Consider the following 14,431-nt stretch of genomic DNA (forward strand, 5'->3'; position numbering starts at 1 on the left):
AATAGCCTTACGGCTGACTATTGGTTCGACGGACAAAACAATGAGTGCATTGACTGAGCAACAAGAACAAGCCATTTCAACATTTAAAGAAAATCTTCACCTTCCTGGCGGTGGGTTTCATGCTCTGATTGTTGAGTTATGTAAAGAGTACCAATTGCCTTTTCAACAGGTTCGTTCAGTGCTTAAAAAGTCACAAACTGCCGTTGAGAAAAAAATTCGGTTGGATTTTACTCATATCAGCGCAAGTGATTTAACCAAAGAAAATTGGTTGGCAATCATCGAACAGGCTCTGATCCCTTTAGCTGAAGCAACTCCAGCCGTTATGGAGAGCTTAAGTCAGCATGAACCCTACCAGAAGGCTGTTGCATGTATTAAGCAAGGTGTCGCTGATGAAGCTCAAAGACAGCATCTTCTTGTTGAATTAGAGGTGATATATGAGCAGCAAGTATGCAAGCCGCTTAAAGCGATGCTTTATACCACGGTTCTGTATTGGGAGTTGAGTGAAGACGTCTTCAACATGAATAAAGAACTACGCCTTAAATTCAGTGATTACCCGCAATATATGGACGCGACAGAACATTTGTTCGAGTTATGGCAACAAGTGAAAAGTGCTGCCATATAACGGGCACTCTTTATTTTAGCGCGAGTGCAATAAGACTAATGGGGTGAATGGTATCTAGCCCTGAGTTCTCCTCAATTTGCCATTTACAGGTTTCGCAATCGGTGATGGCATAGTCTGCCCCTGACGCTTTGATGGTTTCAAACAAATGCCGGCCAATCTTCATCGACACATCGTAATTTTCTTCTTTGAATCCATAGGTGCCGGCTAATCCGCAGCATTCGCTATCTAAAACAATGACCTCTAGCCCTGGAATCATTTTGAGTAATTCTATGGTGAATATAGCACCGCCGCTGCGCTCAAGATGACAAGGTGTGTGGTAAACAATGCGTTTATTGATTGGCTTCATTTTCGGCATGTTACCGCTCATAAATTCATGCAGTAAAAAGCGAGTTACGTACTCTATTCGGTCAGCAACACCGCTGTTGTCGACTTTCAGTACATGCGGGTACTCCTGCTTTAAAGTGAACGAGCAAGTGGAAGAGGTCGATAAAATCGTGGTGTTGTAAGTATCGACGGTATTTTGTAATTGCTTAACGTTTAACTCCGCGTTCTTTCTCGCTTTGTCATGAAACCCGTTGGCAATCAGCGGGACACCGCAGCACTTCTCTTTATCGAGTAAACGAACACCGATACTCATGGCGTTCATGACCTTGATGAAATCTTTACCAAGTTGTGGATGATTATAGTTAACATAACAGCCGTGAAAGTAGGCCACCTGCCTTGGATAAAGAGGCTGGCTGGTGCAGTTTTGTTTATACCAGCGTCGAAAGGTGCCATGAGAGTATTTTGGTAATGACTTGTGATCGTGCACACCGATGGTTTTATGCATGATCTTCTTAACGATTGGAATTGAGGTCGCAAAATTAACCACGGGTGCAAAGGGCGTTGCTATGCTACCGAACAGGTCGGTATGGCTAAGTACAAAGTCTCGCATGGTTTTGGGGTTTATTTTTCGTTCGCCAAATTCGCCTCTAGCAACGGCGATCATGTCGCCAATCTTCACTCCAGAAGGACAGGCCGTTTCACAGCGTTTACAGTTGGTACAGTGCTTTAGTGCTTCATCATAAAAAGCTGGGCTTTTCATTCGTAGCCTTTCACCGTCAGGGCCACATTCTTTTGGACCTGGATAGTCAGGATTGGCTTTAGCCACTGGGCAGTAGACGGTGCAGACGGTGCATTTTAGGCACTGATCAAAGCTGGTGTCTCTTCGGATCGGCGTTAAAGTGTCACTCATAATGAAGCCTCCGATTGAACGTGGTGCTCGACTTGATCAAACTCTGTCGGTGTCAGTGTTTGGTTTGCAGCATGAAAGCCAGTACAGATCGCCACTCCGCCACCGGAGCCTTCTGCGATGGGGTTGTAGTGAGCCAAAATAGCCCCAGCGCAAAACAGGTTGGTGACGGTGTGTTGCTTAATGCTAGGGTTTAATTTGTGGTTGGTGACGGCGCCCATTTCCAAAAATGGATGCGATTGCTCAGTGAAGAAGTCGTGTTGATGCCAATTTTCGCGCTGTTGATAAGAAGCCAGATCGAGGCCAAAAACAGGTTCGGTGATCTGCTGGTGGCTCGCGTGTAAGCCTTGGCTAAAAAAGCTGCCTGTTGCTAAGATAAAGCGCTTGGCTTGCAGGGTATGATCTTGCAGATTTCGTGTGTAGATTTTCTCTAACTGCGCGGTTTGTCCGCTGTATTTGAACTCTCCGCTTACGACTTGGTCACCACGTAGGTGAACGCCGCCTTGACGGATAAACGCTCGGCTCATTGCTTCCTCTAAACGAATGCCAAGTAATGATGGCGGCATCGTCGGGACTTCATGTATACGTAATCCGGTTAAATCTCGAAGCTTATTGAGCCATATTAGGCCATCTCCATTTCCCATGATCGCTGGCATCACAACCAAATCGGATGGTGCCGCAATACGAAGCAGTTGATCGGCAAAGGCTTTGAGTGCGTCATCATTGCGCAGTAATCTTGCTATATCGATAGATCGCAATTCACACGGGTTGCGCTTCAAGTGCTCAAAACCTGGCACGGTTACCCGGGCGCACGAAATTGCGAGCCTCTCAAAGGCCGCATAGCGACGAAAGTTGTCGGCGGCTAATTCAGGGTGAAAATCTCGAAACCCATCAATACCAACGAAAGTGACTTTACTCAATTCTTGGCAATCAAGATCGGTAGGCATCTGATAAATGAAAGGTTGGGATAGCCAGGTCGATTTCAGTGTTCCTAATGGGGTAATTCGTAGGTGGTTACATCCGTCGTCTTGATGCGTTAACGGAATACCTAACGAGGTCATTAGTGTCTGATACCATTCTAGCGCAGGCCAAATATTATCATTGCCTAGTTTGCTATAAGGGTGATGAGGCGCGAGTTGAGCGAGTGCTCTTAGCCCTTGATGCGGCTTATCGACGTCGCAGCCATTAGGCAGCTTTGCAAGTACGTCAATCGAGCCTGATGAGAAGTGCAGGGCACTTTGACCATGAGAAATGACAGCAGTCTTACGACCAAGCTCTAAACTGCGCAACGCCGCACTATAACCTGCAAGGCCGCCTCCAATCACTATCGTATCGAAATTCATAATTGCTCCTGCGGGCGCATCGCCGTTTCATTTGGTTTGCTTGCTTTCTCTTTGGTGCTTATTTTCGCTTTAGTGCTTGGTGTCCTTGCTAGTGTTTCAAGCTGACTGGTGCCAAACAGTCCTTCATAAATCCAATAGCTAAATTCAGCTTCACGTAGTGCGTTCCCCCAGAACACGGGTTTGATGCCTTTCCATCGCTCTTCCAAAAATTCACTTAACAGCAAGCTTGCTTCGTGGCCATCAAGTTGGGCGTGTTGCTCAAACAAACTCGCGGCACGATAGGTACATAACTCTCCCTGACAGGGCCCCATCCCCAATCGAGTTCGGCGACGTAGGTCGACCAAGTTATGCACGTCTAATTTCTTGATGGCGTATTCGATTTCTCCTGCGGTGACCATTTCACATTCGCAAATGACGGCTTGGCGTTGTGCGTCGTTGGTGAGAAATTGTTCCGCGCGCTCACCGTGACGATAAACCGCAGATTGATAAACTGGTTTCGCGAGACTGGCGGTTTTCTTTATTGGTTTTTTTAACTCGGATGAGCCAGGGAGCATGTCACTGTGAGTTGTACAAGGAGTGGTATTGCCCAGTTTTTTTGCGATGAGATCGGTTGTCCATTCTGCCATGAGTCGAGAAGTCATCAGTTTACCGCCAGTAATGGTGGTGAATCCTTGTAAACCATCTCGCTCCGCATGATCGAGTAACACAATGCCACGGCTGATGTTGCGGCCGCTCCCGTCGTCATCTACAGAGACAAGTGGTCTTACTCCGGCATAGGCTCTCAAGACGCGGGTGTTCGCCATTATTGGAGCGAGTTTCGCTCCTTCTTCCAATAAGGTATCGACTTCTTTATTTGAGACTCGCAAGTTGTCTATTTGGTCGTAATCAATGTGTTCTGACGTGGTTCGGATAAGAGATATTGTGTCTCCAGGGACTAATATATCGGCGTCAGATGGTTTGCGGCAGCGGTTAATCACCAAGTTATTGATGCGATAATCTAAGATCAGCAAAGAGCCTTTTGCTGGGAACATCTTGATACGTAAATCGCCGTACTCAGCGATTTGTTGCCCCCAAATACCGGCGGCGTTGATCACTTCGGTAGCATAAACTTCAAACTGGCTTTGATTGCGGTTGTTGAAGCATCGCACGCCAATAACGGTATCTTGCTCTCGAATAAGTTGTGTCACCACGCTATGGGTAAACAAACGTGCGCCACGTTCTTTTGCATCCAATACATTGGATGAGCACAGCCTAAATGGATCTAGTGTTCCATCAGGGACTTGTACGGCTCCGATTAAAGTTGGGTTAACGTTAGGTTCACGCAGCAGTGCTTGTTTTGGCGTGAGTATTTCGGTGCTGATCCCGGCTTGCTGACAGGCTGAAACAAACGTGTCTTGGAAGCTGAGTTCGTCTTCGGGAAGGGTGACAAACAAGCCGTTGGTGGACTCAACGCAGTGACTTGCAACTCGCTTTAAAATTTCATTTTCTTGAATACACTCTTTAGCTGACTCCACATCAGTGACGGCGTAACGCGCCCCGGAGTGAAGTAGACCATGATTTCGGCCTGTGGTGCCTGACGCTAAGTCATCTTTTTCTATTAAAATACAATCGATGCCACGTAATGCACAATCGCGCATTATTCCGGTTCCGGTAGCTCCACCACCAATGATGACAACTTGAGTTTCAAAGCGAGGAAACTTAGCCATATAACGCACTCTTAAGCCAATTAGACACAGTATTAGTGTGTCATTATTTTCATAATGAGGGAATGATCATGCTCACAAATGCGCGAACGAGCATTTTAATTTCGTTTTAATGCTTCTGATACAAAAAAGCCCACCTTAGAGGTGGGCTCGCTATTCTTGTTCGCTTTTTGTTAATTGGCTATTTCAATGGCAACTTCATGCTCTTTAATGATAGCGCTGAGTGCTTCAGGTGGTGTTTGGTCGGTGATAATCAGGTCGACCTCGGTAATATTGCCCAATTTTACCATCGCATTGCGACCAAATTTTGAATGGTCGACACCTAAGTAAACACAGCGGCTATTTTCTATGATGGCTCGTTTTACGCGAACTTCATGGTAGTCAAAATCCAGCAATGACCCATCAAAATCGATACCACTGATGCCCAAAATACCAAAGTCTAGGCGAAATTGAGATATGAAGTCGAGCGTGGCCTCTCCGGTGACACCACCATCTCGGTTACGCACCTCACCACCAGCTAAGATGACCTTAAAATCAGGTTTGGTCATAAGAATCGTTGCCGCATTGATATTGTTGGTGACAATCCTAAGTTGTTGATGACTATCTAGTAATGCTCTTGCGACTTCTTCTGGCGTCGTACCAATATCAATGAACAGCGTCGCTCCATCTGGAATGTGTTTCACCAGAGTTTGAGCAATGCGCTGCTTCTCTTGAGAAGACATCACTTTGCGGCTGTTATAAGACGAGTTTTCAGAGCTGGTTATGATCGTAGCGCCGCCGTGGTTGCGACGAATTCGGTTGCTGTCAGCCAATTCATTCAGATCGCGACGGATTGTTTGTGGGCTCACATTAAAGCGTTCGACTAAATCATCCGTGCTTACATAGCCGTGAGTTTGAACTAAATCGATAATTTCTTGATGGCGTTTGCTCGCTTTCACGCACTGTTCCCTTTTAAACGTAATCATTTACTCAGTAAGTGTACTCGTTGGAGTGGTGATTTCAATTAACGAAAGCGGTTGTTGGTAGCAATATTGATTGTAACAGCTGCTTCTTGTTTCAAAATTATCGTTAACTCGAACAGCAACTTGTGCTCGAAGATATTACAAAACTGTTATTAATTCGTATTTCATGACGAAAATTTGATGCGCGAACAAGGTTTTAAATGAAAATCGCTTGCTGGGTTGCTATGAAAGGCTTCAAATAGCATAGAGCTATTATTCTAATGTGGTCGATGTATGAGCTATTTAACATTTTGTAAGGTTTCATTAACTAATTTCGTGTTCGAACGCTCAATTTCGAGCGCTTTGTGTTTTCGAATGAGTAATTGTATGCAAAATAGCCTCACACACAATGCGCAAATAGAAGGCTGCGTGTGAATAACGATAAAGCGTGAATGATGACAAACTGATAAATAAAGGACTAAATCATGACGACGAAAAGGCAACACACTCTTTTCGGAGAGTGCTTGGCAGAATTTATAGGTACGGGGCTGTTAATTTTCTTTGGTGTTGGTTGCGTGGCTGCACTGGTATTAACAGGCGCGGAATTCGGTCAATGGGAAGTAAGCATCGTATGGGGGTTTGGGGTTGCGATTGCGATTTACTGCACCGCTGGCGTATCTGGGGCACATATTAACCCTGCCGTGACCATTGCACTTGCTGCATTTCACGGTTTTGACAAGCAAAAAGTATTGCCATATATCGTGGCGCAGATGGCCGGAGCTTTTTGTTCTGCTGCTTTAGTTTATGGCTTGTACAGTAATTTGTTTACAGACTACGAGATTGTGCATAATTTCGCTCGTAGTAGTGAAGAAGCGTTATCGACGGCAGGTATTTTCTCAACGTACCCACATGCATCACTTTCATTTGCTGGGGCTCTAGCGGTTGAGTTTGTTATCACAGCCGTACTTATGTTTGGTATTTTGGCACTAGGTGATGAGAACAATGGCGCGTCACGGGGCCCGATGAACCCGCTGTTAATTGGTGTATTGATCGCCGTTATTGGTGGATCACTCGGTCCTCTAACTGGCTTTGCAATGAACCCTGCTCGCGACTTTGGTCCTAAACTTTTCGCCTACTTTGCAGGTTGGGAGCATGCATTAACGGGAGCGAAAGACATTCCTTACTTCATTGTGCCTATTCTAGGGCCTATTGCTGGTGCGTGTTTTGGTGGTTGGTTATATCCAAAAGCGATAGCGGCTTACTTACCGGTTGAAGGGCAAGGTTGTACTATCCCTAATCAATGCGATACCGATGAAGCAGAAGAAGCCAATGCTTAATAAATAGAATGCCTCATAAAGGCTGCGAATAAGAATAAACGAAATTGTACCTACACTTATATCAATAACAGAACATGAAACAACAAGGATCCCATCATGACAGAGCAAAAATATATGGTAGCCCTAGATCAAGGGACCACCAGCTCACGTGCTGTAGTGCTTGATCACGACGCAAATATTGTTAGCGTGTCACAGCGTGAATTCACCCAAATATACCCTCAAGCGGGTTGGGTAGAACACGATCCAATGGAAATATACGCGACTCAAAGTTCAACGTTAGTTGAAGCACTTGGTAAAGCGGGTATTAGCAGCGATCAGGTTGCGGGTATCGGCATCACCAACCAGCGTGAAACCACGATTGTTTGGAATAAAGACACAGGAAAACCAATTTATAACGCGATTGTTTGGCAGTGTCGTCGTACCGCGAGTATTTGTGAAGAACTCAAAGCGGAAGGCTTAGAAGAATATGTCCGTGAGAATACAGGACTGGTGCTTGACCCTTACTTTTCTGGAACCAAAGTAAAATGGATACTGGATAACGTAGAAGGGGCACGTGAAGATGCCGCTGCGGGTAAATTGTTGTTTGGTACGGTTGATACATGGTTGGTGTGGAAGATGACTCAGGGGCGCGTGCACGTTACTGATTACACCAACGCATCACGTACTATGTTGTTCAACATCAATACGCTTCAGTGGGATGAGAAACTGCTTAAAGCGCTCGATATTCCTTTAGCAATGATGCCGGAAGTAAAACGTTCTTCAGAAGTGTACGGCCAAACCAATATTGGTGGTAAAGGCGGAACTCGTATTCCTATTGCGGGCATTGCAGGTGACCAACAAGCGGCCTTATATGGGCAGATGTGTGTCGAAGCCGGTCAGGCAAAGAATACCTATGGCACGGGCTGCTTCTTGTTGATGAATACTGGGCAAGAAAAAGTCACCTCCACGAATGGCCTGTTAACGACGTTAGCGTGTGGGCCAAAAGGTGAACCGGCTTATGCGTTAGAAGGAGCTGTGTTTATGGGAGGCGCTTCCATTCAATGGCTGCGTGATGAAATGAAGTTGCTCGATGATGCGCACGATTCTGAGTATTTTGCGACTAAAGTGGATACATCGAATGGTGTGTATGTGGTGCCAGCGTTTACCGGACTAGGCGCTCCCTACTGGGATGCCTATGCACGTGGAACCATTGTTGGCCTTACGCGTGGTGTTAACTCGAATCATATTATTCGTGCGACATTAGAAAGCATTGCCTACCAAACTCGTGACGTGTTGGATGCGATGCAAGCAGATTCCGACATTAAGCTTGCAGCCTTACGAGTAGACGGTGGCGCGGTTGCCAATAACTTCTTAATGCAGTTCCAATCAGATGTGTTGGATACCGAGGTACACCGACCTAAAGTAACGGAAGTAACCGCACTGGGCGCAGCTTACCTAGCGGGTATTGCTGTGGGGTACTGGGATAGCTTGGAAGAGCTGCAAGGCAAAGCAGAAATTGATCGAAGTTTCGTTCCGAACAGTGACAAATCTAAGCGAGAGCAGCGTTACACGGGGTGGAAGCGAGCAGTACGATGTGCTCAAGTTTGGGCTGAAATGAAAGACGAGTAGTGTTTCATGCTAGGTTTAAGCCTAAATTGTCATAGGTTTGATTAACCTAAAACAAAAAAGCGGAAGGTATACCTTCCGCTTTGTTATTTACCAGTCAAATTGTTTGATTAATGTTCAATTAATGCTTGAGTCGCCATTGGCAAACAGTGATAATAGCGCTGGTCAAAAATCAACCGGAGAATTCCCATGAACCCAACGTTAGATAACCTAACTTACCGTACTGCTGTTACTTTTCGTGAGCTCGCAGTCTATGGCTTGCCAATTTTATTAACGGCTATCGCAATCATTTTTTACTAATCACGTTATCAGCTTCAATCGCCCAAGTGCGCACGCACACGGAAGGGCAATCTCCACTCTTCAATCAATCTTTGCTAGAAAACTTCTCAAGACCCCAAACCAAACCGATACCTGCAAGCATCATGACCACGGCTAGAACAACGTGCGATGGCTCTGAAGTGATAGATTCAAATTCAAACGGGCTTAAATTGTGCTGAAGCAATGGCACTTCTTCACCTTTGGAGTTTGTACGCCAGCTAACGGTTTCTTTCCACGGCCAGATTTTAGGCAGTGTACCTAGCATTAAACCAGTCAAAAACATTAACGTGAAGCTGCGGAAGCGCTTTAACAACCACGACAATACGTGGGAAAAGCTCAGTAGACCTGCCGCACAACCCAGCGCAAATAGCATGAGTACATCAATTTGCAAGCCTTTCGCCGCGGCTAATACAGGAGCATACATGCCTAGCAGCAATAAGATAAAGCTGCCTGAAATGCCCGGTAAAATCATGGCACAAATCGCAATGGATCCTGCAAAGAACACATTCAAGTTAGTGTCTGACATTTGCAGTGGGCTAAGCACTGTAATGCCATAAGCAAAGAAAACCCCAAACACAAAGAACAGCCCAGTGAAGAGATCTCGTCTCTCCACTTCTTTTAGTACGTGAATGACCGAGATGATGATCAAGCCAAAGAAGAACGACCAAGTTGGAATTGGGCGGGTGACCAATAACCAAGAAATGAGTTTGGCTAAGGTTAGAATACTAGAAATAATGCCGCTAAAGAGCGTGATTAGAAAAACGCCGTTGATATGAGCAAACGCGGCTTTAAATCCTTCGCGTTTCCAAATACCGAATAAAGAAGGGTTAATACGTCTGATGCTTTCAAGCAGAGTATCGTAGATGCCAGTAATGAAGGCTATGGTGCCGCCAGAAACACCAGGTACAACATCTGCAGCACCCATGGCAACGCCTTTAAAAAAGGTTTTCAAAAGATTCATTAAAATATTTAGTCTTAGAATTCGAGGTGCGAGAATTATGATATAGATTGAATGGCTTTGAAAGTGATTCTGACTATGTATTGTTCTAGTGCAGTACCAGGCACGAACCAAGGCTATAAAACTTGGCACGCATACTGCTTATATATAAGTGACCCTTTTTAAAGCCGAGGGTCACCTAGCCAACTGACGTTGTTAGTGAACCTATTGTTCACACTATATATCAGCCAATTGCTTCATGCGATTGGCTATTTTTTTGCCTGTAGAAAATACAAAAATGTAACTTCTTGTTTTTATTATTTATTTACCAGTCGTTTGATGTTGTTACACTAAAGTGGCCTCTTGTTATAGCTTGATTCTTATTTATTTGGATTACCTATGAAATGAGACACTGATCAACTTATATAATACTCAATTACTTTCACATTTTGCATTCATTTGCATTTTGCAAATGCAGTATGCGAATAACCTTGATCGAAACAATGAAATACGGGCGCTAAATCACTAAAAAGACCATTGAAAAGTTGGCACGCTTTCTGCTTATGTATGACCCTTTTTAAAGCCGAGGGTCACCTAGCCAACTGACGTTGTTAGTGAACCTACTTTGTTCACTTATTTATTACAGCCAATTGCTTCTTATAGCGATTGGCTTTTTTTTGTCCTAAATTCAGGTTAACTCTCAAAGAGTAGTGCGGAAATGGGTGCAATGTGGGTTATTTTTGTGATATCGATCCAAAAAGATATCTTATTGGGGGATTTGACAATAGCAGTGTGGCGGTGAATCGTTAGATTGGTCACTTCTATTTTGAATGCTATTAAATCTAACCTATTGAAATGCCCACCAAAATGCTTCATAGAACGCTTCTTTTGCGTCGTGTTTCACGACTAAACCATTGCTCGAGAGTATTTTGTCAAATGGCCATGTCATGATTTCTTGTACTGATGAACGCAGCTGAGTTTCGTTTTCCAGAGCCATTCGTTCGATGAAAGGCAGGCGAAATTCTCGGTAAGCTCCGGCCAGTGAGGCAGAAATTCTTTGGCCATAAGGTAGGTGGTTTTGGTTGCCTACAAGATGATCTGCAAGCAATAGTGTTTTGCTTTCTACATCGCAAAACACAATTTTTCGCGGTTTGCGTATGCCTAATATAGCGGTTTGAAGTAACTGCCCCTTCCACAAAGGGTAGGTTTCAGAGCCTAACGCCGCATCAAAGTTTAAATCGGAACGCTTTTGGATCAGTGACGGAGTGGCTAAAAAGTAAGCTTGAGAATAAGCAAGCCACCAATCTGATAGGGAATCATGGTAATTGGGAGAAGGCTCTACAATCGCCTTGATGGAGCCAAGTTCAGACAATTCAATTTGAAGTTGTGTTGTGAGCTCGATAGGCGAAAACACGACAAGGCTACCTTCATTTGTCTTTAAGACAATCATGCGCCTTAAGTGATGGCCTATTAAATCACGGCATGGCATGTCGGCATACCATAGCCTATTTGGGTGCCACTCTATCAACATTATCTGCGTCCTAGCGTTATTAAATGGAGCTTATGGTAAGTCAAGTATGTGAGCGTGATCCTTCACCCTCACGATACGTATCACTTATCCTATTTCTACTCTCAGTGAGTATCAACTCAGCGATAGGTAAGTGTTACTATTACCATAGAAAGGACTAATACCCCATCAATTTTAATAGGTTTTCTGCTGTTTCAATAGCTTCTTTGCGATTTGCAATATTGAGTTTTTGATATAGATTTCGAATGTGTGTTTTAATGGTTGTACCCGCAACATCTAACTCCTGTGCAATTTGTTCATTGCTGAACCCAGAATAGATTAAGCCCAAAACCTGCCATTCGCGCTGTGTGAGTGGGCTGGTTCGGATTAGCTCAGGTATATTGGGATGCGTTACGAGTTTTTCTACAAAGCTCTCATCAAAATGTACAGAGCGGCTACGTTGTTTGCTCGAGATGTCTTTCATTAGTTGCTGAGCTCGGTGACGTTCTAGGTCATCTAGCCCTGGCTTACTCATTAAGCGTTCCAAAATTTTATCTATGGAAGCCCCATCAATTAAGAAGTTGCCTATCATCCCAGTCTGATTGGTTAAGCTTAATGCGAGCTTTAACTGTGCCTCAGCTTCTTCAGTATCACCAAGTTTAACGGCAATCACCGCTTCAACGACTAAGTTACGATTCTGGTCGGTAAGCAAGTGATGCTTTTTTGCTTCTTGTTGTAGCTTGGCAATCGTGGCTTTCGCGTCGTCACATAACCCTAGTGCAGCTTGAGCTCGGGCGACATTGCGCCATTGTAATTGATAGAAATGATTACTGTAGTTTGCTGGACGAATAGCATCAACTAGCCACGTTTCAATGGCACTATTGTCTCCGCGAGTTTGCCAGTAAAGTAACAAAGACAAAGAAGCATTGGCTGTCCAATCAATGTGGTAATTGGATTGTTGCAATAAATGCTGAATTTGCTCGATAAAGCGTGCTGCCTTGTCGAGTTCACCACGGGCTAAAGCAAGGCGTGCTAGCATAGAATAACTATGTAAGTGCTTACTTGGGTCTGCCTTTCCTAGTACATCTATTCCTTTATAAGCACACTCTTCTGCTTCATCTAAGCGGTTCCAGCACCACAGTACTTGAGCGCGTAATCGCAGTAAAAATTCGTGCAAAGGCAATTGGTGTAAATGGTGTTCCTCGACCAATTTGAATGCGGAGTCTTGTACTTCATAGGCTGCTTGTACGAACCCTTGCGCTATTAAAATCTCGCTTTGTTGCAGCAGTGCCCATAGCGCCTGCGGAATGATGTGGTACTGGCGCGCTAGCTTTTCAGTTTGTTGCATCAGGGGCAGCGCTTGATCAAGTCGCCCCAGTACATGGTTGACTTCACCAACGACTGAAGTGGCAACGATACGGCTACGATAAGTGGTGGAGTTAATTTGTTCTAGTGCCAGTTCAGCCAATTCCTGTGCTTCTTCAGGCTTACTCATATTGATGGCGACTTGCGCCAATAATGCGTTGATCTGTCCTTTGTCGTCCGAGGTTAACTCTATGTCGCGCTTTTCTAGTTCCAGCGCAGCCAGTGCGAGCATATCGGCTACGTCATTGTAGCGGTGCTGACTTTGTGCAAGCCAAGCGCGTAATAATGGCAGCTTTGGTGTGGCGTACAGTTGATCGTCAGTTAATGAGCCCATGGCCTTTTCAACCAAAACGAGCTCACCACGGTTGAACATGCTCCAACCGTATTGATCTAAAATTCGCGCAACTAATATACCGCTATTCGCTTTTAGCGCATGACTTAATGCTTGGTTGGGATTGCCTTGGTTTAACCACGCATTCGACGCGTCGTTATGCAGTTGTTCTTCTTGTTGTGGAATACGAGCTTTACGCTCATGAGACAAAAATTCGCCAAACAAGTTATGGAAGCGATACCAGTTTTGCTCCCCTTCAAGCGGGTAAATAAACAAGCCGAAACGGTTAAGCGATTCAATCATGTTTAACGTATCTTCACGTTTGGTGAGCTCGGCGGCTAACGCATCATTAAACGTATCTAACACCGAACATTGCATCAAAAATTGGCGAGTTTCACTATCGAGCAGGTCAAACACTTCTTCAACCAAGTAGTCCCACAAGTGGGCGTGATTGAATTGAGTCACCGAAACAGCAGACTGAGCTAAGGTGCGCTTTTGATGCTGTGCTTGCAACGCGATGAGTTGCAGTGCGGATGGCCAACCTTCTACATAAGTACACAAGGTGTTCGCGGTATCGTCGTCAATGCCTTCAGTCACGCGTTGATTAAAGAAACGTGTGGTTTCCTCATTATCAAACGCGAGAGATTCGTTGTCGATTTCAATCAGTAGGTCGCGTACACGTAGGTTTGCTGTTCCTAATGGTGGCGTTGCACGAGTAGTGACAACAATCGTTAAGCATTCCGGCATGTGCTTTAAAAAGAAGCGCATCGCTTCATGAATGTCATCACTGTCGATCATGTGGTAATCGTCAAGTACCACATAACACTCTTGCTGGTACTCATTTAACTCGGTAAACAATTCACCAAACAAGTTGGTCGCAGAAGAGAACTGGCGACGCTCAGCCAAAGCTTGTGCATTTGGACAGGCATTTTGGGTAGCCTTATTCAGTGCTTGGATAAAATAATTTACAAAGCGGAAGGTGTCGTTGTCGTTTTCATCAATACTAAACCAACCCACATTGGATTTGTCCGCCAGCCATTGTGCGGCCATGGTTGTTTTGCCGTAGCCGGCTGGAGAGCGGAACAGAACAAGCTTATAGCAAGGTGCTTGTTGAAGAATATCAAGTACTCGCGGGCGTAAAATAGCATTGTGCAAGCGGCCAGGGCGAGTCAGTTTTGATGGAATCCACAT

10 protein-coding genes are annotated in these 14,431 nt (G+C 44.9%); 3 read left to right on the forward strand and 7 right to left on the reverse strand.

Annotation, left to right across the window (positions count from 1 at the left end):
* Positions 1–40 precede the first annotated feature (40 nt).
* Positions 41–622 carry a hypothetical protein gene (locus tag VTAP4600_RS20145; RefSeq protein ID WP_102524565.1) on the forward strand — a complete coding sequence of 194 codons (582 nt, stop codon included), beginning with the start codon at positions 41–43 and terminating at the stop codon, positions 620–622.
* Between the two features lie 10 nt (positions 623–632).
* Here VTAP4600_RS20145 and glpC read toward each other — a convergent pair whose 3' ends face one another.
* From glpC to VTAP4600_RS20165, 4 genes are all read right to left on the reverse strand, one after another.
* Complete coding sequence (gene glpC / locus VTAP4600_RS20150; RefSeq protein ID WP_102524566.1) at positions 633–1,856, reverse strand: anaerobic glycerol-3-phosphate dehydrogenase subunit GlpC; 1,224 nt, start codon at positions 1,854–1,856, stop codon at positions 633–635.
* Positions 1,853–3,196 carry a glycerol-3-phosphate dehydrogenase subunit GlpB gene (gene glpB / locus VTAP4600_RS20155; RefSeq protein WP_102524567.1) on the reverse strand — a complete coding sequence of 448 codons (1,344 nt, stop codon included), beginning with the start codon at positions 3,194–3,196 and terminating at the stop codon, positions 1,853–1,855. The genes glpC and glpB overlap by 4 nt, the downstream gene beginning before the upstream one ends.
* Positions 3,193–4,902 (reverse strand): anaerobic glycerol-3-phosphate dehydrogenase subunit A, encoded by a 1,710-nt coding sequence (gene glpA / locus VTAP4600_RS20160; RefSeq protein WP_102524568.1) that lies wholly within the window; start codon positions 4,900–4,902, stop codon positions 3,193–3,195. Before glpA ends, glpB begins: the two co-directional genes overlap by 4 nt.
* A gap of 170 nt (positions 4,903–5,072) precedes the next feature.
* Positions 5,073–5,837, reverse strand: coding sequence for a DeoR/GlpR family transcriptional regulator (locus tag VTAP4600_RS20165; RefSeq protein WP_102524569.1), 765 nt, complete (start codon positions 5,835–5,837; stop codon positions 5,073–5,075).
* 488 nt (positions 5,838–6,325) lie between these two features.
* Here VTAP4600_RS20165 and VTAP4600_RS20170 point away from each other — a divergent pair, with 488 nt between their 5' ends.
* Together VTAP4600_RS20170 and glpK are read left to right on the forward strand one after the other, a co-directional pair.
* Entirely contained in the window at positions 6,326–7,177 is an 852-nt protein-coding gene (locus VTAP4600_RS20170; RefSeq protein WP_102524570.1) for an MIP/aquaporin family protein, read from the forward strand.
* A 96-nt stretch (positions 7,178–7,273) separates the two neighbouring features.
* Positions 7,274–8,785: a glycerol kinase GlpK gene (gene glpK, locus VTAP4600_RS20175; protein WP_102524571.1), complete on the forward strand. Its 1,512-nt coding sequence runs from the start codon at positions 7,274–7,276 to the stop codon at positions 8,783–8,785.
* Positions 8,786–9,146: 361 nt separating this feature from the next.
* On the opposite strand, the gene VTAP4600_RS20180 is transcribed toward glpK, so the two are convergent.
* From VTAP4600_RS20180 to malT, 3 genes are all read right to left on the reverse strand, one after another.
* Positions 9,147–10,061 carry a polyprenyl-phosphate transporter gene (locus VTAP4600_RS20180; RefSeq protein ID WP_102524572.1) on the reverse strand — a complete coding sequence of 305 codons (915 nt, stop codon included), beginning with the start codon at positions 10,059–10,061 and terminating at the stop codon, positions 9,147–9,149.
* 823 nt (positions 10,062–10,884) lie between these two features.
* Positions 10,885–11,568 (reverse strand): hypothetical protein, encoded by a 684-nt coding sequence (locus VTAP4600_RS20185; protein WP_102524573.1) that lies wholly within the window; start codon positions 11,566–11,568, stop codon positions 10,885–10,887.
* Between the two features lie 154 nt (positions 11,569–11,722).
* Positions 11,723–14,431, reverse strand: a complete 2,709-nt coding sequence (gene malT, locus VTAP4600_RS20190) for an HTH-type transcriptional regulator MalT (protein WP_102524574.1) — start codon at positions 14,429–14,431, stop codon at positions 11,723–11,725.

This window comes from Vibrio tapetis subsp. tapetis (genome assembly GCF_900233005.1).
Taxonomy (GTDB): Bacteria; Pseudomonadota; Gammaproteobacteria; order Enterobacterales; family Vibrionaceae; genus Vibrio; species Vibrio tapetis.